Genomic DNA, 21567 nt, shown 5'->3' on the forward strand with positions numbered 1-21567 from the left:
CGGGTCGAGACGCCCGGAACGCGCGGGTCGGGACGTCCGGAACGGACGGGAACGGCTGGAGTCGGAGTTCGAGGGCATTCAGGAAGCCAGGGAGGGCGGAGAATGAGCGCAGTGGTCTACGAACGGCGCGACGTGCGGCGGGCCCGGTACGCCGTGGCCGCCGTCTTCGCCGTGCACGGGGCGGTGACCGGCTCGTTCGCGACCCGGGTGCCGTGGATCCAGGACCACGCCCAGCTCGGCGCGGGCCAGTTGGGGCTGGCCCTCGCGTTCCCGGCGATCGGCGCGTCCGTGGCGATGCCGCTGGCCGGCTACGTGAGCCACCGGCTCGGCGCCCGTACCGCGATGCGGGCCCTGATCGCGCTGTGGACCCTCGCGCTGGTCCTGCCGTCCCTCGCGCCGAACCTGTGGACGCTGTGCGGCGCGCTGTTCGTGTACGGGGCGACGGCCGGCATGGCGGACGTGGCGATGAACGCGCTCGGCGTCGAGGTCGAGGCCCGCCTCGGCAGGTCGATCATGTCGGGGCTGCACGGCATGTGGAGCGCGGGCGCCCTGGTGGGCGCGGCGGCCGGCACGTTCGCCGCGCACCTCGGCTCGGACGCCCGGCTGCACCACGCGCTCGCGGCGGCCACCCTCACCGTGCTCGGTCTGGTCGCCTGTCGGTGGGTGCTGGACATCCGGGCCACCGAGGACGAGGAGCCGCCGCCCCGGTTCGCGCTGCCGCCCAGGTCGGCGCTGCTCATCGGCGCGGTCGGGTTCTGCGCGGTCTTCGCGGAGGGGGCGGCCCTGGACTGGTCGGCGGTGTACCTGCGGGACGAGCTGACCGCCTCGGCGGGCCTCGCTGCGGCGTGCACCACCGGATTCATGCTCACCATGGCGGCGGCACGGCTCGCGGGCGACGCGGTGGTCAACCGCTTCGGCGCGGTGCGCACGGTGCGGGCGAGCGGGGTCCTCGCGGCGCTCGGCGGTCTGCTGATCGTCGTCGCGCACCACCCGGCGGTCGCCATGGCCGGGTTCGCGCTGATGGGCCTGGGCATCGCCGTCGTCGTACCGCTCTGCTTCGCCGCGGCCGGGCGCAGCGGCCCGAACCCGAGCCTGGCCATCGCGGGCGTCGCGACCATCACGTACACCTCGGGGCTGATCGCGCCGAGCGCGATCGGTGGTCTGGCGCAACTGACCAGCCTGGTGGTGTCGTTCGGTCTGGTGACCGTGCTGGCGTGCGGGCTCGCCGTGTTCGCGGGGGTGCTGGGGGCCGGGGAGGGCGACCGGTCGCGGATCAGTCGGCAGGACGCAGCAGTTCCCGACCCGAAGCCCTGAAGCCGTCGGTCCACGCGGTGGGCCGCAGGGTGTCCGCGTCCAGCCTGACGAGGACGCGGGTGCCCCGCGCGTAGGTCCGTGCGCCGTCGGCCGAGCAGAAGCGGAAGCCGTAGGTGAGGCCGGTGGTACCGAGGCGCTCCAGCCACAGGTGCACGGCGTAGCTGCCGGGCCGGGTGACCGGTGCCTCGTAGCTGATGCGCAGTTCCTTGACCACGTTGCAGAAGTCGCCGGCGGCGGCCCAGTCGCCGTCGAAGCCGTAGCCCTGTTCCCGCCAGTGCCGGGCCCAGGCGCGCTCGACCATCAGCGGGTAGCGGGCGTTGTGCAGCATGCCGAGGGCGTCCAGGTCGTCGAAGTGCACGGTGACGGGGACGAGCCTGCCGTAGGTGAGGGCGGGGGCTGTCGGGGCTTCGGCGGTCACGGGTGGTGCTCCTGGAGTGCGTCGGCGCGGAACGGGACCCCCACATCCTAAGCAACCGCTCAGTGCGGGCCGTGGGCGCGGTCTCCTCGCCCGGTCCGCGCGACGCGACGCGACGCGCCGGTACGGCGCGGGACCCGCTCAGCCCCGTGCCAGTTCGTACGCGTACCCCGGTGAGAACGCGCCGGCCTCGCCCCGGCACCCGTCGGCCTCCCCCGGCAGTTTCACCCACAGGTAGGCGTCGATGCGGGACTCGCCGGTGGTGAGCGTCGGCGGGCGGCCGAGGCGGCGGCCGGGCGGGTCGCACCAGGTGCCGTCGGCCGGGGCGCCGTTGCCGTTGCGGCTGGTGTCGATGACGGCGCCGAGGCCGGGCGGGCCGCCGAGGGCGTCCAGCACCTGCCGGGTGTAGGCGATCTCCGCGTCGGTGCGGTTGAAGTTCGACACGTTGCTGAAGACGCCGTCGGAGGAGTCCGGTGCGGCGGCGCCCGCCAGACGCAGCAGGGTGGCCTGCTTGTCGGGCGCGTTCCACTGCGAGTGCCCGGCGTCGTGGTAGACGCGGGCCCTGGGGTCGGCGTCCTTCAGGACGCGGCCGGCGCGGACGAGAGAGGCGAACCGGTCGGCCCGCTCGTCGGCGGAGAGACAGTCGGACTGGGCGATCGCGTCGGGTTCCAGGATGACGATGACCTCGTCGTCGCCCAGCCCGGCGGCGAACGCGTCGATCCAGGCGTCGTAGGCGTCGAGGTTCCGGGCGCCGCCCTGCGAGGCTCCGCCGCAGTCGCGGTCCGGGATCGCGTACGCCACGAGGACCGGCACTCGGTCGCGCTCGGCGCCTCCGGAGGCGACTGCGGCCACCTCGGCGGTGACGGTGGCCGGGTCCGGGTCGGTGAACCAGACGGCGGCGGGGCGGTCGGCGATACGGGACGCGATGACGGCGCTGCGCGGGTCGTCGGGGTGGGCCCGCACCCAGTCGCGGACCTGGGACTCGGGGTGCCGGTAGAGCTTGACGGGGCCGTCCGGCCGGGGCCCGGTGGGCCGGTCCGTCTCCGGCTCCTCCGCCGAGGGGCGCGCGTCGGCCGTCCCCGACGGTCGGGGCGACGCCTGCGGTGCGGGCGAGGTCGTCGACGGGGACGGGGGCGGGGAGGCCGGGCCCGGGTGGGACGGGTGGCCGGGTGGGCCGCCGGACAGGGTCCGCGCCTCGGCGGTGCCTCCGTCGCCGTTCAGCCCGGCCATCGCACCGGTGACGGTTGCGGCGACGGCCACGAGCGACGCCGCGGCGATCATGGCTCCGCGGCACACCTTCCGCCGGTGCGCGGCGCGGCGTGCGGCCAGTCGCTGGGCGCGTAAGCCTGACACGTGGTGCTCCCCCCTGCTCCCGGACCGCGGCTCACCGGCTTCCCGGTACGCGCCGCCGGGCACGCGTTCCCCCGTTCCGGGGATGTGCCGGGCACGGCGGCATCGGCGTCAGCCTAGGCCTGGGACCCTGCCCCCTATGGCGCAGTTGGAACATGTCACCAATTCCGTGGACTCGGTGGACGCCGTCGTCGCCCGTATGCGGGCCCTCGACGCCACCCTGCCCGAGCGGGACGGGATCGCGGTCTTCAACCGTGTCTACCTCACCGTCACGGAGGCCGTGGGCCGGCACGTCGACGCCGGTTGCTTCGCCGATCCGCGGGCCGCGACCGCCCTCGACGTGCGCTTCGCGGAACGGTACCTGAGGGTGGCGGAGGGTGGTCCCGCGCCCGCCTGCTGGCGGCCGCTGCTGCAGCTCCGGCACCATCCCGGCGTACGGCCGCTGCAGTTCGCGCTCTCGGGCATCAACGCGCACATCGGGCACGATCTCGCGCTCGCCGTCGTGGACGCCTGTCGTACGCTCGGCTGCGAACCCGTCGATCTGGAGGACGAGTTCGAGCACGTGGGCGATCTCCTCGTCTCGATGGAGGAGCGGGTCCGCGAGGAGTTGATGCCCGGCCCCGATCTCCTCCAGGTCGCCGATCCGCTCACCCATCTGCTCGGGGCGTGGAGCCTGGAGCGGGCCCGCGAGGCCACCTGGGCGGCGGCCCGGGCGCTGTGGGCGCTGCGCGGACTGCCCGATCTCGCCGAGGAGTTGGCCCACCGCCTCGACGCGGCGGTGGGCTGCGCTGGACGGATGCTGCTGACTCCGCTGCCGCACTGAGCCGCGCCCCGGCTCAGTCCTCCGGGAGTTCCACGGGCGCGATCTCGTCGTACACGTCGCCGGGGCCGGGGTTGGTCGCGTCGGTGGTGCCGCCGAGGTGGTGCATGACGCCCCAGACGGCGTTGAGCGCGGTCTGGATCGCGCCCTCGGCCCAGCCGGCCGTCCAGGAGATGTCGTCGCCGGCGAGGAAGATGCCCCGCTTGTCCTCGGGCAGCCGGTCCTGCATGAAGTGGGTGAACAGGCGCCGCTGGTAGCGGTAGTGGCCGGGCAGGTTGGCCTTGAACGCGCCCATGAAGTAGGGCTCGTTCTCCCAGGAGACCGTCACCGGGTTGCCGATGATGTGCTTGCGGATGTCGACCTTGGGATAGATCTCGCCGAGCGACTTCAGCATGACCTCCATCCGCTCGTTCGCGGACAGCGGCAGCCACTTCAGGCTGTCGTCGCACCACGTGTAGGACAGGCAGATGACGGCGGGCTTGTCCGGGCCGTCGTCCAGGAGGTACGTGCCGCGGGTCATACGGTCGGTGAGCGTCATCGACATGACGTCCCGGCCGGTCGGGTTCCCCCGGTCGTCGACGGCCTTGTCCAGCCAGAAGGGCCGGTCCACGGGCACGAACAGCTTGCTGGACTCCATGTAGTGGGTCCGCTCGATCGCCGTCCAGTGGTCGATCGGGAAGAGCGAGTCGTCGCAGTCGATCTTCGACAGCAGCATCCAGGACTGGGCGGTGAAGATCGCCGCCTCGTAGGTGCGGATGTCGCCGTTCGCGTCGGTCACGGTGATCCGGTTGCCCGCCGTGCGGTGCAGGCGGGTCACGGCCGGGCGGGGCTCACCGCCCTCGTGCAGGGTGGCGAGCGAGGTGCCGAGGGCCCAGTGCACGATCTTCCGCGGCTCACGCTCCCACAGGCGCAGCGGCAGCTGCTGGGAACCGCCGACGATGCCGCGGTGGTGGTCGTCGGCCTCGGTGTAGACGACGCGCAGGATCTCCAGGATGGAGTTGGGGAAGTCGGTGTCCCAGCCGCCGGTGCCGAAGCCGACCTGGCCGAATATCTCGCGGTGCCGGAAGGACTTGAACGCCTCGGAGTCGCAGAGGAAGCCGTAGAAGGTCTGGTTGTCGAGCTTCTCCACGAGCCGCGCCCAGATCTCGCGGATGCGCGGGACGTCCCGCTCGCGCATGGCGCGGTTCATGTCGGAGAAGTCGGCGCCCTCCTCCAGGCACGTGTTCCAGGCGTCGGCGACGTCACGGTAGACCTGCGGGAGGTCGGCGATCGTCTCGGCGTAGTGGGTCTCGCCCTTGAGGTCGACGACGGTCGACGGCGTGGTCTCCGCGAGGGGGTTGGGGAAGGGCCGCGTCTCCAGGCCGACCAGGTCGATGTAGTGCTGGAGGGCGGTGGAGGAGGGTGGGAAGCGCATGGCGCCCATCTCGGCGGTGAGCGAGGGGTCACAGCCCTCGAAACCGACCGTGCGCAGCCGGCCGCCGATCCGGTCGGCCTCGTACACGACCGGCTTGAGGCCCATCTTCATCAGTTCGTACGCGGCGACGATGCCGGACAGCCCGCCGCCGATGACCGCGACCTCGGTGCCGTGCTCGGTCGCCGGGATCTGGCCGAGGCCCGCGGGATGGGCCAGGTAGTCGTCGTACGCGTACGGGAAGTCCGGGCCGAACATGGTGATCGGCGGCTGCTGCTCGTCTGCGTGCTCGATGGCGTTGGGCACGGTGGACGTCATGGGGTACGGACTCCTTGCGGGAAAGCTGCGGGGCGGGGAGGGTCAGACGAGGGACCCGTAGAGACCGGGGCGGCGGTCCGTGAGATACGGGTTCGCCTCGCGGGCGGCCGCGACGAACGCGGGGTCGACGTCGGCGAGGACGAGGTCCTCGTCGCGTCCGGCGCGGGTGCGCGCGACCCCGTCGGGCCCGGCCAGGGTGGACAGCCCGACGAACTCGAACTCCCCTTCCCGGCCGACCCGGTTGACGTACGCGACGTACATCTGGTTCTCGAAGGCCCGCACCGGGATCATCGACTCGGCGACGAACTGGAACGGATGCATCTGGGCCGTGGGCACCACGAGCAGGTCGGTGCCGGCGAGGGCGTGGGCGCGGACGTTCTCCGGGAACTCCACGTCGTAGCAGATCATGATCCCGACGCGGACGCCGTCCAGTTCGGCCTGGACGACGGGCTGCTCGCCCGGTGTGAAGTGGTCCCGCTCGAAGCAGCCGAAGAGGTGCGTCTTGCGGTAGTTGGCGAGCCGGGTGCCGTCCGCCGAGACGAGCTGCGCCGAGTTGAAGACGGTCTCGCCGGACCGCTCGGGGTATCCGTACGCGACGGCGAGCCCGTGGCGCCCGGCGATCTCCGCGACCGCGTCGGCCGAGTCGCCGTCGGCGGGCTCGGCGAGCCGGGCGATGTCGTCGCCGATCGCGTACCCCGTCAGGAACATCTCGGGGGCGGTCAGCAGCCCCGCCCCGGCAGCGGCGGCACGGCCCGCGGCCTCGTCGAGCACCTTGAGGTTCTCGACGACCGAGCCGGGGCGGCCGGAGCTCTGGAGCAGGGCGATGCGCATGCGCGTTCCTCACCGGAAGGAGGGGGTCTGGGGGTCATGTAGACGGTACGGGCGGCTGACCAGGGGGGACAAGGAGGAGCCGTTGCGCGCCGGTGAGCGGTTCGTTGCGTCCTGAGGCGGGTCCGCGGTGATTCGTTGCGCGCCTCGGGCGTTGCTTCCCGTCGTCCGGGGCCCGGTGGGGCCGCCCCGTCACGGACGGGATGGGCAGCCCCACCGGGCGGGTGTCAGGTGCGCACCGTGGACGTCCTCGTCCTCGCGACCAGGACCAGTGCCGTCACCAGATAAGGCACCGCGAACACCGCGAAGACGGTGCCGTGGGCGTGGTGCGCGCCGAGCAGGGCGTACCCGGCGAAGACGGCGACGGTCGCCAGTTCGGTTCCCATGCCCGCCACCGAGGTGAGGGTGGCCCGGTGGTCCCCGTCGACACGGTCCTGGAGCCGGGCGTCGACGAGCACGTTGACCAGTTGGAAGCCGCCGAAGGCGACGCCCACGAGGGCGACACCGGCGGGGGTCGCCGTCAGTGCGCCTCCGGCGAGGGCGAGCGCGGAGACGGTGAGGACCACCCCGAGCCCGGTCGGGCCCAGGCGTTCGCCCGCCCCGGCCAGCAGGCTGCCGATCGCGGGTCCGGCCCAGATCAGCAGCAGCAGGTAGGGCACCGTCTGCTCGGCCACGCCGGTGTCACGGGCGAGCAGCGGGGTGTACTCGTCGAGGGCGCCCCAGACCGCGCCGACCGCGGGAACCAGGAGCAGGGCCCCGCGCAGGGCACGGTCGCCGCGGACCTCGGCGAGTCCGGTTCGCAGGGTCGTGAGGGTGGAGGCACGGTCGCCGCCGCCGGCGGCCGTCGGCCGGTGCTCGGGGAAGCGGGTCGCCAGCGCCGAGGTCAGCAGGCAGACCAGGACGCTCGCCGCGCCGACGGCCGGGTAGCCGCCGAGGCCCAGCACCGGCCCGGCCAGCCCCATCGCCGCCATCACGGCGATCATCCCGCCCGCCTGGGCCCGGCCGATCACGCGCGCGTACCGGTCGGCGGCGCCGAGCCGGTCTAGTTCGTCGTAGACCAGCGCCTCCAGGGCGCCGGAGCCGAGCGCGCCGCGCACCCCCCACAGCACGAAGCCGAGGGCGAACGCCCCGTACGACGGCGTGATCACCCACAGGGCGAAGCCGGCGGCGGTGAGCAGCGGGCCGAGCCACAGCAGCAGCCGCCGGGAGACGGCGTCGGCCCAGGCACCGGAAGGGACCTCCAGCAGGATCCCGGTGATCGACCACAGGGCGAACAGCGAGGAGACCTGCCAGAGGGACAGGCCGGTGTCGCTGAACAGGAGCGCGTACACCGGGTAGAGCAGCACGAAGTCGTCGAGGAACGCGTAGCCGTACAGCGTGGCCGTCAGCCGGCGGACACCGCTGGTCCGGGTGTCCGCGGCGCGGGGCGCACGAGCAGGTGAGAGTGTCATGGGGCCTTCCCGCAGGGGCGATTCGGACGTCGGGGGTACGGCGTCCGAGGTGGCCCTCGGGAGGCAGGGCTGGTGGATCAATGTCGCCAGGTCATGGCACCGATGCTAGCCGGGCGGTCCCGTCCGGCCCAGGGGATTCCGGCCGTCGGCCGACGGCGGCCCCGCCCAGGGCGAACGTCGTGACGACCGCCGCGTGGTCCGACGGCCAGTCGTTGTCCCCGACGTCCGGCCAGGGGCGCGGGGTGCCACGCACGTAGGTGCGGGAGTCGAGCACGGCCAGGCCCCGGTGCAGTCGTCGGTGGTCGTGGTCCCGGGCGCGCTGACGGTGAGGTCGATGACGGCGGTTCTCGGTGGGAAGAGGTCCACTGGCTCTCCGGGGATCCGCGCGGGGACGATCCGGATGGAGCACTTGTCTGAACAAGTTGGCCTCATCAGGTCCGTATTTCCTCTCACGCACGCGACCTCCGGCGCAATGGTCGTGCGCGTTCTCCCACACCATCACCGGCGGACGGACATGGTCAGCGGCCTCCACCCGGCCTCGTTAGGCTGGTCCCGCTGTACACAGCGGCGACCGGATGACGGAGGGGACCATGGCGGCGCGACACGAGGAGATCGCGGACGCGCTACGGCGGGCGATCGACCGTGAGGACTACACGGTGGGCAGTCTGCTGCCCCCGGAGACCGAGCTCGCGGCCCGCTACGGCGTCTCGCGCGGCACCGTCCGCCAGGCGGTGGCGACACTGACCGCCGAGGGGCTGATCGGGTCGCGTCAGGGTGCCCGCCGGGTGGTCCTGGCCGGCCGGCGCAGCCAGAGCTTCGCGGAGCTGCGCAGTTTCGCGCAGTGGGCGCGGGCGATGGGCCGGGAGGCGACGGGCCGGGTGATGGCGCAGGAGTGGCGGACGGTCACCGCCGAGGACCGGGCGCGCCTCCAGCTCGACCCGGGCACCCGGGTCCTGCACGTCCTGCGGCTGCGCGGTCTCGACGGGCAGCCGGTGCTGCTGGAGCGCACGGTCTACGCGGACTGGATCTCCACCGCCGTCGAGCACATCGAGGCGGACTGCCCGTCGGTCACCCAGCGCCTGCTGGACGACACCGGCCTGGTCCTCGCCTACGGCGAGCACGTCATCGACGCGGTGGCGGCCAGCGCCCGCGACGCGGAGCTGCTGGCGGTGCGCCGGACCAGTCCGCTGCTGCGCGTCCGCCGCGTCACCACCACCCGCGAGGGCCGCCCGGTGGAGTGGTCCGACGACCGCTACCGCCCGGACGCGGTGCGCTTCAGCGTGCACACCTCGATCGGCAACAACGCGCTGGCCAGGATGACCGCCGACCAGTAGCGCGCCGCCGCTCCGGCCCTCCCGCCGCTCAGGTCGGCGACCCCGAGGAGAACCGGCGCAGCAGGGGCGACAGGACGAGGACCGACTTGGTGCGCTCCACGAAGGGCTCCCCGGCGATGCGTTCCAGGACCCGTTCGAAGTGCCGCATGTCGGAGGCGAAGACCTGTACGACGGCGTCGGCCTCGCCGGTGACCGTCGACGCGGCGACGACCTCCTGGTAGCGCTCCAGCCCTCGCTGGATGGTCTCCGGCGAGGTGTTGCGCCGGCAGTAGATCTCGACGAACCCCTCGGTCTCCCAGCCGAGCGCGGCGGGGTCCACCCGGACCGTGAACCCGGTGATGGCCCCGGTCGCCCGCAGCCGGTCCACACGCCGCTTGACCGCGGGCGCGGACAGGCCGACGAGGTGGCCGATGTCGGCAAAGGAGCGGCGGGCGTCCTCGGCGAGGGCGTGCACGATGCGTTCGTCGAGATCGTTCAGCACTGCGGGTGGATCACTTCTCTGGAGTGGCGAGACGGGAGCGGCGGTAGCCGTAACTGAAGTAGAACACGAGCCCGACGGCCATCCAGATCCCGAAGACGACCCAGGTGATGGTGTCGAGGCTGCCCATCATCCACACGCAGAACGCGAGCCCGAGCGCGGGCAGCACGGGCGACAGCGGCACCCGGAAGGTCCTCGGCATGTCGGGCCGCGTCCGCCGCAGCACCACGACCGCCACGTTGACCAGCGCGAACGCGAACAGCGTGCCGATGCTGGTGGCGTCGGCGAGCTGCCCGAGAGGAACGGCCGCGGCGAGCACACCGCAGAACGACGACACGATGACGGTGTTCACGCGCGGCGTCCCCGTCCTCGGGTGCACCTTCGAGAACACCTTGGGCACGAGCCCGTCGCGCGACATGGCGAAGAGGATGCGCGTCTGCCCGTAGAGCACGGTCAGCACGACGCTGGCGATGGCGATGACCGCGCCGGCCGCCAGCAGCGTCCCCCAGAACGCGTCCCCGGTGACGTCCTTCATGATCCCGGCGAGCGCGGCCTCCGAGCCGTCGAAGCCCTTCCACGGCCGCGCCCCGACGGCGACGGCGGCGACGAGCACGTACAGCGCGGTGACGATGATCAACGACAGCATGATGGCCCGCGGCAGGTCCCGCTGCGCGTTCTTGGCCTCCTCGCCGGCGGTGGAGGCGGCGTCGAACCCGATGTACGAGAAGAAGAGGGTGGCGCCGGCGGCGCTGACGCCGGCCATGCCGAGCGGCATGAAGTTCTCGTAGTTGCCGGAGCGGAAGCCCTGGAGGCCGATCAGGCAGAACAGCAGCAGCGCGGCGATCTTCACGACCACCATGATGGTGTTGGCGCGGGCGGACTCACGGGCGCCGCCGAGCAGGAACGCCATGGCGAGCAGGACCACGACGAGGGCGGGCAGGTTGAAGATCCCGCCGTCGCCGGGCGGCGCCGACAGCGCGTCGGGAATGGTCACGCCGAGGGTCCCGTCGAGCAGTTCGTTCAGGTACTCGCCCCAGCCGACGGCCACGGCCGACACCGAGACCCCGTACTCCAGCACCAGGCACCAGCCGCAGATCCAGGCGACCAGCTCACCCATCGTTGCGTACGCGTACGAGTAGGAGGACCCGGAGACAGGGATGCTGCCGGCCAGCTCGGCGTAGGAGAGGGCCGAGAACAGCGCGGTGAGGCCGGCGATCACGAAGGAGAGGGTGACGGCGGGACCGGCCTTGGGCACGGCCTCGCCGAGAACCACGAAGATACCGGTGCCCAGGGTGGCGCCGATGCTGATCATCGTCAGCTGCCACATGCCGAGGGAGCGCCGCAGCGAGCCTCCCTCGCCCTGCCCACCCTCCGCGACCAGGCGTTCCACGGGCTTGCGGCGCAGCAGCCGTCGAGCGGCCCCGCCGGGTGGCGGGGCGGGGTGACTCTGCTGCTGCGGGGGTGCGCCTTGGTCGAGCACGCGCCGGCTCCTTCGTCGAATGGGTTCAGGGCGAGAGAGGACCGACAGCACCGGAACCGAGGGCCACCGAGCAGGAGGTCCCCGCAACGCCACGTACAGCGCACGACCCTACGAGTCAGGGCTTTACGAGCGTAATGCGGCAACCTTGCGCAGCCGCGCAAGATCGTTGCGTTCCTCCGGGAGGGACGCGCGTTCGTTGCACGCCTGGTTCACACCGTTGCGAACGGTGTCCTTCGGGGCCGGCCGCGCGCGACGAAGGCCCTCCTCGCCCAGGTGACCCCGGGGGCCGTCAACTCCAGCTGGCGTGCAGCGGCTTGCCCTCCGCGTACCCGGCGGCGCTCTGGACGCCGACGACGGCCCGCTCCGCGAACTCCGCCAGCGATCCGGCGCCGGCGTACGTGCAGGACGACCGCACGCCCGCGATGATCGAGTCGATCAGGTCCTCGACCCCCGGCCGCGCCGGGTCCAGGAACATCCGCGAGGTGGAGATACCCTCCTCGAACAGCGCCTTCCGCGCCCGGTCGTAGGCCGACTCCTCGCTCGTGCGGTTGCGGACCGCCCGCGCCGAGGCCATGCCGAACGACTCCTTGTACAGCCGCCCGCCGGCGTCCTGCTGGAGGTCGCCCGGCGACTCGTACGTCCCCGCGAACCAGGACCCGATCATCACGTTGGACGCGCCCGCGGCGAGCGCCATCGCGACGTCCCGCGGGTGCCGGACGCCACCGTCGGCCCACACGTGCTTGCCGTACTTCCTGGCCTCCGCGGCGCACTCCAGGACGGCCGAGAACTGGGGCCGTCCCACGCCGGTCATCATGCGGGTCGTGCACATGGCGCCGGGTCCGACACCGACCTTGACGATGTCCGCGCCGGCCTCGACGAGATCGCGGACGCCCTCCGCGGCGACGATGTTGCCCGCGGCGATCGGCACCCGGGGGTCGAGGTCACGCACCAGCTTGATCGCGTTGATCATCGACTCCTGGTGCCCGTGGGCGGTGTCGATGACGAGCGTGTCGACGCCGGCGTCGAGCAGCTGCTTCGCCTTGCCCGCGAAGTCGCCGTTGATGCCGACGGCGGCGGCGACCCTCAGCCTGCCCTGCGCGTCGACGGCCGGGGTGTAGAGCGTGGCGCGCAGGGCGCCCTTGCGGGTCAGGATGCCGGCGAGACGGCCGTCCTTGTCGACGGCGGGCGCGTAGCGGCGGTTGGCGTGGTCGAGGCGGTTGAAGGCCTCGCGGGGGTCGATGTCCGCGTCGAGGAGCAACAGGTCCCTGGACATGACGACTTCGAGCTGAGTGAAGCGGTCGACCCCGGTCAGGTCCTGGTCGGTGACGACGCCGACGGGCCGCAACTGGTCGTCGACGACGACGCCCGCGTTGTGGGCCCGCTTCGGCAGCAGGGCGAGCGCGTCGGCGACGGTCTGGTGCGGGTTGAGCACGATCGGGGTGTCGAGGACGAGGTGGCGGCTCTTGACCCAGGAGATGACGTCGGTGACGACCTCGATGGGGATGTCCTGCGGGATGACCACGAGTCCGCCGCGGCGGGCGACCGTCTCGGCCATGCGGCGGCCGGCGATGGCGGTCATGTTGGCCACGACCAGCGGGATGGTGGTGCCCGTGCCGTCCGGGGAGGCCAGGTCGACGCCCTGCCGCGATCCGACGGCGCTACGGCTCGGGACCATGAAGACGTCGTCGTAGGTCAGGTCGTACGCGGGCTGGATGTCATTGAGGAAACGCACGTGCCGCACATCCCAGTCGTTCAGAGGAGACCCCCTGGCAGGACCGCCAGGGGGAAGAGCACGTACTTCATTGTCCCATGTCAACGGCCAGGGGCGGGCCCGACGGATCGTCCAGAGGACCGGTCGCGGGCTAGGAGGATCCTCCGAGAGCGAGTACCGCGCGCAGGTCGGTCCCGGTGCCCGTCCAGCGGTCCGCGGCCTCGTCACCGACACCTCCTGGGCGATGCTCCGGTCGTTCGGCTCGGCCAGGGCGCGGGCGCGCCGGCCGGTGATCACGACCAGCCGTCCCCGGACATGCGGCGTTCACGGCAGGTGCGGGAGGCAGTCGGCGAGGGCGTCCCCGTTGCGGCCGAAGTGGTCGGTCAGATCCAGGGCGCGGGCGCAGCGGTCCCTGAAGGCGGGGTTGTCCGTGACCCCGGTGAGGTCCGGCTCGCCGTGGAGCCGGTCGCCGGCGCCCGGCACTTCCGTGCGTGCGCTGCCGTTCATCCGCGTACCGCCTTCGTCTCGGTACCGCCGTGGCCGAAGCCTGCCGGTGGCCGGCTTCCCGCGTCCCCCGCGTGCTCGTTCCGCTCTCGCCGCCCCTCTCTGGCACCGTGCGCCGCCCTCTGGCACCGTGCGCCGCCCACGGCGCGCTGGGCGGCGTGGGGGCCGCCGGGAACGCGAGGGGCCGAGAGGGCGAGGGTCCGCCAAGAACGCCAGGGGCGGACCGCCGCGGCACCTGCCGGTGCCACCGCGCCCGCCCCTTCCCGGCTCCCCGCCGGGACCGTCCAGCCCGCTTATGTCGCCGAGCCGCTCAGTGCCCGTCCGGGTCCGCGCGGTTGAGCGCGGGGCGGGGGGTCAGTCCGGCCGTCAGCAGCGAGTCCGCCGCGGAGGTGTCGGTGACGAGGCTGGTGACCAGCCCCGACCGCAGGACCGCGTCGATCGCCGCCGCCTTGCGCTGCCCGCCCGCGATCGCGACGACCTCGGGGATACGGCGGAGCTGGTCGGCCTTGACGGTGATGCACCGCTCCCCGAGGTCCCGCCCGACCCGGCGGCCCTCGGCGTCGAAGAGGTGCGCGGACATCTCGGCGGCGACACCGAGGGAGGCGTAGTGGGCCCGCTCCTCGTCGCTGAGCATGTCGTGCACCGTGGAGATGCCCGCCTCCCAGGAGCCGATGGAGACACAGGCGACCGTGACCTTGTCGAAGTACTCGAAGGCCCGGGCGATCCCCGTCTGGTGGCGCAGGGCGGCCGCGGTGGCCGCGTCCGGCAGCAGCATCGGCGCGTAGATGGGGTGGGCGTCGCCGCCCGACACCTGCGCGGCCCGCCGTACCGCCTCCACCGAGCCGCGCTCGGCGGTCCCCGCGTCGTAGACACCCGTCAGCTGCACCACCGTGCACGGCGGCAGCCGGTCGAGGGCGGCCGCCATGTGGATGGTCGAGCGCCCCCACGCCAGCCCGAGGACATCGCCCTCGTTGACGAGTTCACCGAGCAGGTCCGCGGCCACCTCGCCGAGGTTCTCGGGGTCGGGTGACTCCTCGGCCTCGGCCGGGGACTCGACGACCACGGCGTGCCGGAGGCCGTAGCGGGCACGCAGGGCGTCGGAACGCTCGGCGTCCAGTTCCGCGGGGACTCGGATCTCGATGCGTACGAGATCCCGTTCGAGGGCGGTCTCCAGGACACGGGCCACCTTGAAGCGGCTCACGCCGAACTCCTCGGCGATCTGGATCTTGGACTTGCCCTCGAGGTAGAAGCGGCGGGCCATCGCCGCCGCCTGAACCAGCTCAGCGGGTCCCATCCGCATGGCTGACCGGCCCGCCGACATACCCGACACGGCCATCTCCTCACTGCTCTTCACACATGGATACGCCGTTCATCCTTGCAGATCCGACGTTTTCGATCAGCCCGAAGGAACGCCGTTCACGTTTCCTTGGCCCGGAGGTCGCCTGACCTGCGCCGCTCATCCGGCGGTCGCACGGTCGTACGACAGTGTCTCAGTGTCCGCAGGCCCATCCCGCGGCTGCCGTGGCGGCGTCGGCCCGGGCGCGCAGCGCGCGGACCGCCTCGGCCGGGTCGTCGGCCCCGTAGACCGCGGAACCGGCGACGAAGACGTCGGCGCCCGCCTCCGCGCAGCGCTCGATGGTGGACGCGGAGACGCCGCCGTCGACCTGGAGCCACAGGCCGAGGCCGTGCTTGCTGATCAACTCGCGGGTGCGGCGGATCTTGGGGAGCATGATGTCGAGAAAGGCCTGGCCTCCGAAGCCCGGTTCGACCGTCATGATCAGCACCATGTCGAGCTCGGGCAGCAGGTCCTCGAACGGTTCGATCGGCGTCGCGGGCTTGAGCGCCATGGAGGCACGGGCGCCCTTGGCCCGGATCTCACGGGCGAGCCGCACCGGTGCGGCGGCCGCCTCGGCATGGAAAGTGACGGAACCGGCACCCGCTTCCACGTACTGGGGGGCCCACCGATCGGGGGCCTCGATCATGAGATGACAGTCCAGCGGCGTCCGCGTCGCACGGGCCAGGGACTCTACGACCGGCACACCGAGCGTGAGGTTCGGGACGAAATGGTTGTCCATCACGTCTACATGGAGCCAGTCGGCCCCTTCGACCGCCTTCGCCTCGTCGGCGAGACGGGCGAAGTCGGCGGACAGGATGCTTGGGTTGATCTGCGCGGCCATGCACCAAGCCTGCCATGCCCCCGGGGGGTTGCGGTCATCGGTACCGGCCGGGAAGGCCGGTGCGCCGGCCGAGGGCTGTCCCGGCCCGACCGCACCGCTGCCCGCGTGCTCCGTGCGGCGCGTCCGCGGGGGTGCCCATGACGGGGAGTCGCGGTGTCGCCCACCTGGTGTGCGGGCGGCGTGCCAAGTGGGTCGTCCTGGTGCTGTGGCTCATCGTCCTCTTCCTGACGGCACCGCTCGCCTCCCGGCTGACCGACGCGCAGGACAACGACGCGGCGTCGTGGCTGCCGGGCTCCGCCGAGTCCACCCAGGTGCTGCAGGCGTCCGAGAAGTTCCGGCCGGAGCAGATCCCGGCGGTCGTCGTCTACGCCAGGGAGAGCGGGCTGACCGCCGCGGACCGGGCCCGGATCCAGCAGGACGCCCGTGAGCTGAGGCGGCTGACGGACCACGGCATCATCGGCGCCCAGACCCGCGGGCCGGTGTACGACCGCCCGACCGACCCGAGGGCCGCCCGGATCCAGGTACCGATCACGATGGACGAGAAGGGCTGGGAGCGGATCGCGCCCGCGGTCGACTCGATCCGCGACGACGTGGGTGAGGGCGGCGACGGGCTCGCCGTGCACATCACGGGTCCGGGCGGGACGAACGCCGACTTCTCCAAGGCATTCGAGGGCATCGACTCCACCCTGCTGCTGTCGGCGATGGCCGTCGTCATCGTGATGCTGCTGTTCACGTACCGCAGTCCGACCCTGCTGCTGGTACCGCTGCTCGCGGTGGTCGCCGCGCTGTTCACGGCCCAGGCGCTGATCTATCTGCTCGCCGAGCACGCGGGGCTGACCGTCAACGGGCAGAGCGCGGGCATTCTCACGGTGCTGGTCTTCGGCGCGGGCACCGACTACGCCCTGCTGCTCGTCGCCCGCTACCGCGAGGAGCTGCGCCGCCACGAGGACCGTCACGAGGCGATGGCGCTGGCCCTGCACCGGGCGGGACCGGCGGTGATCGCCTCGGGCGCGACGGTCGTGCTGAGCATGCTGGTGCTGCTGGCCGCCGAGATGAACTCGACGAGCGGGCTCGGCCCGGTGGCCGCCATCGGCGTCACGGTCGCGCTGCTCGCGATGATGACGCTCTTCCCCGCCCTGCTGGTGATCGTCGGCCGCTGGATCTTCTGGCCGGTCGTCCCCCACTTCGGCAGTGCCGAGCCCACCGAGCGCGGCGTGTGGGCGCGGATGGGCAGGCGGATCGCCGGCCGCCCGCGCACGACCTGGATCGCGACGGCGGCCGCCCTGGCCCTGTGCTCGCTGGGCCTGCTCCAGCTGCGCGCCGAGGGCATCGGCAACGCGGACGCGTTCACCGGGAAACCGGACTCGATCGTCGGCCAGGAGGTCTCCGCTCGCTACTTCCCGGCGGGCAGCGGCGATCCCCTGGTGATCATCAGCAACCGGGCGCAGGCCCGCGAGGTGGGCCGCGCGGTCGCTAACACGGATGGGGTCGTACCGGACTCGCTCGGGCTGCCACCGGGCACGAGACCCTTCCACGACGGCAGGGTCCTCTTCGAGGCGACCATGTCCGCCCCGGCCGACAGCCAGGCCGCGAAGGACACGGTCGAACGGGTCAGGGACGCCGTCCACGCGGTTCCGGACGCCGACGCGCAGGTCGGCGGTGGTACCGCGGCCCTGCTGGACATGGAGAAGGCCACCACGCACGACAATCTGCTGATCATCCCGCTGGTGCTGCTCGTGGTCCTGCTGATCCTCTGCGCCCTGCTGCGTGCGCTGATCGCCCCACTGGTGCTGATCGGCACGGTGATCCTGTCGTTCGCGGCGGCCCTCGGCATCAGCGCGCTCGCGTTCCGCCACCTCTTCGACTACGCGGGAGAGACGACGGACTTCCCGCTCTTCGTCTTCGTGTTCCTGGTCGCGCTGGGCATCGACTACAACATCTTCCTCACCACCCGCATCCGCGAGGAGGCCACCCACCAGGGCACCCGCCAGGGTGTCGTGACGGGCCTCGCGGCGACGGGCGCGGTCATCACCTCGGCGGGCCTGGTGCTGGCCGGCACGTTCGCCGCGCTCGCCACCCTGCCCATGGTCGCCTTCGCCGAGATCGGCTTCGCGGTCGCCCTCGGTGTCCTCCTCGACACCCTGGTCGTCCGCTCCGTCCTCGTGACGTCCCTCTTCCTGGACATCGGTCCGAAGGTGTGGTGGCCGCACCCGCTGGCCCGCGACGAGGGACTCCCGCGTCGCGCGTGACCGGGGTGTTCAGGCGGTGCGGCGGATCAGCGCGAGGTACATCGCGTCCGTGCCGTGCAGATGCGGCCACAGCTGCACGTCAGGGCCCTCACCGAGGGCCGGTACGCCCTCCAGCAGCGGCCGGGCGTCGATGAGGTCCGCCCCGTCGCCGTACTGCTTGAGGACGTCCGCGACGACCGCGCGGGTCTCGGCGAGGTGCGGCGAACAGGTCGCGTAACCGACGACACCCCCGACCCGTACGGACTCCAACGCGGTCCGCAGCAGGGCCCGTTGCAGCGGGGCGAAGGAGTCGAGGTCGTCGGGGCGGCGCCGCCAGCGCGCCTCGGGACGCCTGCGCAGCGCCCCCAGACCCGTGCAGGGCACGTCCATCAGCACCCGGTCGAACGACCCGGGCCGCCACGGGGGACGCGTGCCGTCGGCCGCGATCACCTGGTACGGCCCGGGGTTGCCGTCGAGCGCCCTGGCGACCAGGCCCGCGCGGTGCGGCTGCTTCTCGGAGGCGAGCAGCACGGCTCCGCGTTCGGCGGCGAGCGCGGCCAGCAGCGCGGCCTTGCCGCCGGGTCCGGCGCACCCGTCCAGCCAGGCCCGGTCGGGCCCGTCGAGCGGCGCGTTCGCGAGGGTCAGCGCCACGAGCTGGCTGCCCTCGTCCTGCACACCCGCACGGCCTTCCCGTACGGCGTCGACGGCCCCCGGCTCCCCACCCTCGGTGAGCCGCACGGCGTAGGGCGACCAGCGGCCCGGCATCGCGGAGTCCTCCCGGAGGAGTTCCTCGGTGGTGGCCCGCCCCGGCCGGGCGACCAGCGTCACCTCGGGCCGTTCGTTGTCCGCCTCCAGCAGGTCCTCGATGCCCGCCCGGCCGCCGCCGAGCGAGTCCCACAGCGCGGAGACGACCCACCGGGGGTGGCTGTGCACGACGGCGAGGTGATCCTCGGGGTCGTCGTCGTACGGCGGCGCGACCCGCTCCAGCCAGCCGTCGAGGTCGTGCTGCGCGATCTTGCGCAGCACGGCGTTCACGAACTTGGCGCGCCCGTCGCCGAGCACCACCCGCGCGAGGTCCACGGACGCCGAGACGGCCGCGTGCGTCGGGATGCGCGTCCCGAGCAGCTGGTGCGCCCCCAGGCTCAGCACGTCCAGCACGGGCGGGTCGACCTCGCGCAGCGGCCGGTCCACGCACTCGGCGATCACCGCGTCGTAGGTGCCCTGCCGGCGCAGCGTCCCGTACACCAGCTCGGTCGCCAGCGCCGCGTCCCGCGCGTCGAACTTGTCCGGCCCCTCCTTCTCGCGCGCCTTCCGCAGCAGCGGCGGCAGGACGAGATTCGCGTAGGCGTCCCGCTCGTCGACGGCCCGCAACGCCTCGAAGGCGAGGAGGCGGACGGGGTCCTTCTGGGGCCGTCGGTACGGCTTGCCCGGCTTGCGGGGAGGGCGGGACTGCTCACTCACGAAAAAGGTGCTCCGGATAAGGGATGAGATGCCACGACCAGCGTACGACGCGCGCTGGAGGGGTCGGGCGGGGCCCGGGGGCCGCTACCGCGGGGCGGTGCCACCCGCGCCGTGGGGCGAGGCCGTCGACGCCGAGGAGGTGACCGCGGGCGGTGCCCCGGCGTCGCGAACCCGCTCCTGGACGGTGTCCTCGGTGCCGGGAGCAGCGCACTAGACGGTGTCCTCGGTGCCGAGGGACTCACCGGAGGAGATGCGCACGCCGCGCGCCCAGTCGGCGGCCCGCATCGGCTTCTTCCCCTGGGCCTGCACCCAGAGCAGTTCCACGGCGTACGAGCCGGTCCCGGCGTGCACGGTGTTCTTGCCGACCTCCAGCGCACCCGGCGCGAGTCCGGTCCGCTCGGGGACCGGCGCGACGTGGATGAGCTTGAGCCGCTCGCCCCGGAACGTGGTCCACGCGCCCGGCGCCGGTGTGCACCCGCGCACCACCCGGTCGATCCGCAGCGCGGGCGCCGCCCAGTCGATCCGGGCGTCGTCGACGGTGATCTTCGGGGCGAGGGTGATCCCGTCGGCGGGCTGTGGCACCGCCTTCAGGGTGCCGTCCTCGATCCCGTCCATGGTGGCGGCGAGCAGCCCCGCCCCCGCGAAGGCGAGGCGCGTCAGCAGGTCCCCGCTGGTGTCGGTGGCCCGGATCACCTCGGTGACCGTCCCGTACACGGGCCCGGAGTCGAGCCCCTCCTCGATGAGGAACGTGGACGCACCGGTGATCTCGTCGCCCGCCATGATCGAGTGCTGCACGGGCGCGGCACCGCGCCAGGCGGGCAGCAGCGAGAAGTGCAGGTTGACCCAGCCGTGCAGGGGAACGTCCAGGGCCACCCGCGGCAGCAGGGCTCCGTAGGCCACCACGGGGCAGCAGTCCGGCGCGATCTCCCGCAGCCGGGCGAGGAAGTCCTCGTCCCGCGGCCGGTGCGGCTTCAGCACCTCGATGCCGGCCTCCTCGGCCCGCTGCGCCACAGGGCTCGCGACGAGCCGCCGTCCCCGTCCCGCCGGCGCGTCGGGCCGCGTCACCACCGCGGCCACCTCATGCCGTCCCGACGCGATCAGCGCGTCCAGGGCGGGAACCGCCACCTCGGGGGTACCAGCGAAGACAAGCCTCATGGGTGACTGTCGGCCTCTCGGACGGAACTTCAACAACCCCTGCGCACAAGACACAGGACAACGCACCAGTCTATGCCCCCGGACCACCGCCGACCTCTCGCAGCCCGCGCCCCGCCCCTGCCCCCACCACCCGCAAGCCGCGGCCGCAGCTGTGGCCTTGACCGCACCCCGCCACGCTGTTGGGGCCAGGAACGCGGGTGCGGGACCCAAGGGCGGGCGGGCCCCGACAGGCGGTCCCGCCTCGGGAAACCCTCCTGTTCAGGCCGCCCGGCACGGACGGTGCGCGGGCGGGAGATCACGTCGCGCGGCCCTCCCCACGCGCCCCGCGCACATTCCCCCACGCCCCCACCCCGTTACCAGCGGAGCTGATCCGCGTTGGTCAAGAGAGAGTTGACCACTACCGGCCGCAATCGCGGCCCATCCTTTTCAACGCCGGTTCGAGAGGCTTGTTCATGGCCGACCACGCAACCCACGACGCCCAGGCTCGGGCCAGCCTGCACTTGCTGGTGCGGGACATCGAGCGGGTCCGCCGGCAGGTGGACGCACTACGCACCCTCACCGCCCAGTTGGGCAACGTCTACCGCCCGCGCCGCTCCGGCCCCTCCACGGGCTTCGTCGTCTACGGACGCGCCCCCGCCCCGACCGTCCGTCTCGCCCAGGAGTTGCGGGACAGCGTCGAGACCCTGGTCACGGCCGCCGTGGACTTCGACCGCTCACTCGGCTTCTCGTGGGACGCGGTGGGCTCGGCCCTCGGGGTGACCAAACAGGCGGTGCACCGCCGCTACGGCGCCCGCCGTGCCGCCGCCCAGGCAGCGGCCGAGGCGGAGCGCACGGGTGAGCCGCAGGGCACCCGCACCGTCAACGTGGGCTCCGGCCTGCCGACGGTCCCCGCGGCCCGATCCATGCCGGGCCAACTGCCCGGACAGATGACGGGACAGATGACGGGACAGATGCAGGGCAGGATGACGGGGCCGATGCCGAGTCAGATGCCCACCCAGCCGACGGCCGGCAGCCCCACCCTCCGGGACGAGGCACGCCCCACGGCCTTCCCCGGCCCGCGCAACGGCTGACGACACCGGCGACCGCCTCCCGGCCCGCTCCGGGAGGCACCGCCGTACGCCGGGCGGCAGCC

At 72.8% G+C, this 21567-nt stretch carries 18 protein-coding genes and 1 pseudogene; 5 read left to right on the top strand and 14 right to left on the bottom strand.

Going from position 1 to position 21567, the window contains the following annotated elements:
* Positions 1 to 102 precede the first annotated feature (102 nt).
* Positions 103 to 1314: an MFS transporter gene (locus GSY65_RS05565; protein WP_159766247.1), complete on the top strand. Its 1212-nt coding sequence runs from the start codon at positions 103 to 105 to the stop codon at positions 1312 to 1314.
* Here the strand turns inward: GSY65_RS05565 and GSY65_RS05570 are convergent.
* Positions 1274 to 1732, bottom strand: coding sequence for an acyl-CoA thioesterase (locus tag GSY65_RS05570; protein WP_159766248.1), 459 nt, complete (start codon positions 1730 to 1732; stop codon positions 1274 to 1276). The genes GSY65_RS05565 and GSY65_RS05570 overlap by 41 nt on opposite strands.
* Before the next feature lie 138 nt (positions 1733 to 1870).
* Complete coding sequence (locus tag GSY65_RS05575; protein WP_159775639.1) at positions 1871 to 3010, bottom strand: glycoside hydrolase family 6 protein; 1140 nt, start codon at positions 3008 to 3010, stop codon at positions 1871 to 1873.
* Between the two features lie 208 nt (positions 3011 to 3218).
* Here GSY65_RS05575 and GSY65_RS05580 point away from each other — a divergent pair, with 208 nt between their 5' ends.
* Positions 3219 to 3902 (top strand): DUF5995 family protein, encoded by a 684-nt coding sequence (locus GSY65_RS05580; protein WP_159766249.1) that lies wholly within the window; start codon positions 3219 to 3221, stop codon positions 3900 to 3902.
* A 13-nt stretch (positions 3903 to 3915) separates the two neighbouring features.
* Here the strand turns inward: GSY65_RS05580 and GSY65_RS05585 are convergent, their stop codons facing one another.
* The 4 genes and pseudogenes from GSY65_RS05585 to GSY65_RS33640 all read right to left on the bottom strand — a co-directional run.
* The gene (locus tag GSY65_RS05585; RefSeq protein ID WP_159766250.1) at positions 3916 to 5628 is read right to left on the bottom strand and encodes a flavin monoamine oxidase family protein; all 1713 of its coding nucleotides are present in this window, start codon (positions 5626 to 5628) and stop codon (positions 3916 to 3918) included.
* Positions 5629 to 5670: 42 nt separating this feature from the next.
* Positions 5671 to 6459: a carbon-nitrogen hydrolase family protein gene (locus GSY65_RS05590; RefSeq protein ID WP_159766251.1), complete on the bottom strand. Its 789-nt coding sequence runs from the start codon at positions 6457 to 6459 to the stop codon at positions 5671 to 5673.
* A gap of 224 nt (positions 6460 to 6683) precedes the next feature.
* Positions 6684 to 7907: an MFS transporter gene (locus GSY65_RS05595; RefSeq protein ID WP_159766252.1), complete on the bottom strand. Its 1224-nt coding sequence runs from the start codon at positions 7905 to 7907 to the stop codon at positions 6684 to 6686.
* 91 nt (positions 7908 to 7998) lie between these two features.
* A pseudogene (locus GSY65_RS33640) lies at positions 7999 to 8199 on the bottom strand (hypothetical protein); the annotation flags it as partial.
* 298 nt (positions 8200 to 8497) lie between these two features.
* On the opposite strand from GSY65_RS33640, the gene GSY65_RS05600 reads away from it, so the two are divergent.
* Entirely contained in the window at positions 8498 to 9241 is a 744-nt protein-coding gene (locus GSY65_RS05600) for a GntR family transcriptional regulator (protein ID WP_159766253.1), read from the top strand.
* A gap of 28 nt (positions 9242 to 9269) precedes the next feature.
* Here GSY65_RS05600 and GSY65_RS05605 read toward each other — a convergent pair whose 3' ends face one another.
* The 6 genes from GSY65_RS05605 to rpe all read right to left on the bottom strand — a co-directional run bounded on the left by GSY65_RS05605 (position 9270) and on the right by rpe (position 15591).
* Positions 9270 to 9722, bottom strand: coding sequence for an Lrp/AsnC family transcriptional regulator (locus GSY65_RS05605; protein ID WP_159766254.1), 453 nt, complete (start codon positions 9720 to 9722; stop codon positions 9270 to 9272).
* Positions 9723 to 9732: 10 nt separating this feature from the next.
* Positions 9733 to 11199 carry an amino acid permease gene (locus GSY65_RS05610; protein ID WP_159766255.1) on the bottom strand — a complete coding sequence of 489 codons (1467 nt, stop codon included), beginning with the start codon at positions 11197 to 11199 and terminating at the stop codon, positions 9733 to 9735.
* A 289-nt stretch (positions 11200 to 11488) separates the two neighbouring features.
* Positions 11489 to 12931, bottom strand: coding sequence for a GuaB1 family IMP dehydrogenase-related protein (locus GSY65_RS05615; protein WP_201452455.1), 1443 nt, complete (start codon positions 12929 to 12931; stop codon positions 11489 to 11491).
* Between the two features lie 303 nt (positions 12932 to 13234).
* On the bottom strand, positions 13235 to 13417 hold the full coding sequence (locus GSY65_RS33645) for a barstar family protein (RefSeq protein WP_159766257.1): 183 nt from the start codon (positions 13415 to 13417) through the stop codon (positions 13235 to 13237).
* A 307-nt stretch (positions 13418 to 13724) separates the two neighbouring features.
* Positions 13725 to 14768: a sugar-binding transcriptional regulator gene (locus GSY65_RS05625; protein WP_201452456.1), complete on the bottom strand. Its 1044-nt coding sequence runs from the start codon at positions 14766 to 14768 to the stop codon at positions 13725 to 13727.
* Between the two features lie 136 nt (positions 14769 to 14904).
* Positions 14905 to 15591 carry a ribulose-phosphate 3-epimerase gene (gene rpe, locus GSY65_RS05630; protein WP_159766258.1) on the bottom strand — a complete coding sequence of 229 codons (687 nt, stop codon included), beginning with the start codon at positions 15589 to 15591 and terminating at the stop codon, positions 14905 to 14907.
* Between the two features lie 137 nt (positions 15592 to 15728).
* Between rpe and GSY65_RS05635 the strand changes: the two genes are divergently transcribed.
* Positions 15729 to 17840, top strand: coding sequence for an MMPL family transporter (locus GSY65_RS05635; protein WP_159766259.1), 2112 nt, complete (start codon positions 15729 to 15731; stop codon positions 17838 to 17840).
* Positions 17841 to 17849: 9 nt separating this feature from the next.
* Here GSY65_RS05635 and GSY65_RS05640 read toward each other — a convergent pair whose 3' ends face one another.
* Together GSY65_RS05640 and fmt are read right to left on the bottom strand one after the other, a co-directional pair.
* Positions 17850 to 19280: an RsmB/NOP family class I SAM-dependent RNA methyltransferase gene (locus tag GSY65_RS05640; RefSeq protein WP_159766260.1), complete on the bottom strand. Its 1431-nt coding sequence runs from the start codon at positions 19278 to 19280 to the stop codon at positions 17850 to 17852.
* 210 nt (positions 19281 to 19490) lie between these two features.
* Positions 19491 to 20435: a methionyl-tRNA formyltransferase gene (fmt, locus tag GSY65_RS05645; RefSeq protein WP_159766261.1), complete on the bottom strand. Its 945-nt coding sequence runs from the start codon at positions 20433 to 20435 to the stop codon at positions 19491 to 19493.
* 452 nt (positions 20436 to 20887) lie between these two features.
* On the opposite strand from fmt, the gene GSY65_RS05650 reads away from it, so the two are divergent.
* On the top strand, positions 20888 to 21505 hold the full coding sequence (locus GSY65_RS05650) for a hypothetical protein (protein ID WP_159766262.1): 618 nt from the start codon (positions 20888 to 20890) through the stop codon (positions 21503 to 21505).
* Positions 21506 to 21567 lie beyond the last annotated feature (62 nt).

Source organism: Streptomyces sp. HM190, assembly GCF_009857135.1.
Classification (GTDB): domain Bacteria; phylum Actinomycetota; class Actinomycetes; order Streptomycetales; family Streptomycetaceae; genus Streptomyces; species Streptomyces heilongjiangensis.

Excerpts from the sequence above, each read along its gene's own strand:
- GSY65_RS05565 (WP_159766247.1), top strand. The coding sequence starts at position 103 with ATGAGCGCAGTGGTCTACGAACGGCGCGACGTGCGGCGGGCCCGGTAC.
- GSY65_RS05575 (WP_159775639.1), bottom strand. The coding sequence starts at position 3,010 with ATGATCGCCGCGGCGTCGCTCGTGGCCGTCGCCGCAACCGTCACCGGT.
- GSY65_RS05580 (WP_159766249.1), top strand. The coding sequence starts at position 3,219 with ATGGCGCAGTTGGAACATGTCACCAATTCCGTGGACTCGGTGGACGCC.
- GSY65_RS05585 (WP_159766250.1), bottom strand. The coding sequence starts at position 5,628 with ATGACGTCCACCGTGCCCAACGCCATCGAGCACGCAGACGAGCAGCAG.
- GSY65_RS05590 (WP_159766251.1), bottom strand. The coding sequence starts at position 6,459 with ATGCGCATCGCCCTGCTCCAGAGCTCCGGCCGCCCCGGCTCGGTCGTC.
- GSY65_RS05595 (WP_159766252.1), bottom strand. The coding sequence starts at position 7,907 with ATGACACTCTCACCTGCTCGTGCGCCCCGCGCCGCGGACACCCGGACC.
- GSY65_RS05600 (WP_159766253.1), top strand. The coding sequence starts at position 8,498 with ATGGCGGCGCGACACGAGGAGATCGCGGACGCGCTACGGCGGGCGATC.
- GSY65_RS33645 (WP_159766257.1), bottom strand. The coding sequence starts at position 13,417 with ATGAACGGCAGCGCACGCACGGAAGTGCCGGGCGCCGGCGACCGGCTC.
- rpe (WP_159766258.1), bottom strand. The coding sequence starts at position 15,591 with ATGGCCGCGCAGATCAACCCAAGCATCCTGTCCGCCGACTTCGCCCGT.
- GSY65_RS05635 (WP_159766259.1), top strand. The coding sequence starts at position 15,729 with ATGACGGGGAGTCGCGGTGTCGCCCACCTGGTGTGCGGGCGGCGTGCC.
- fmt (WP_159766261.1), bottom strand. The coding sequence starts at position 20,435 with ATGAGGCTTGTCTTCGCTGGTACCCCCGAGGTGGCGGTTCCCGCCCTG.
- GSY65_RS05650 (WP_159766262.1), top strand. The coding sequence starts at position 20,888 with ATGGCCGACCACGCAACCCACGACGCCCAGGCTCGGGCCAGCCTGCAC.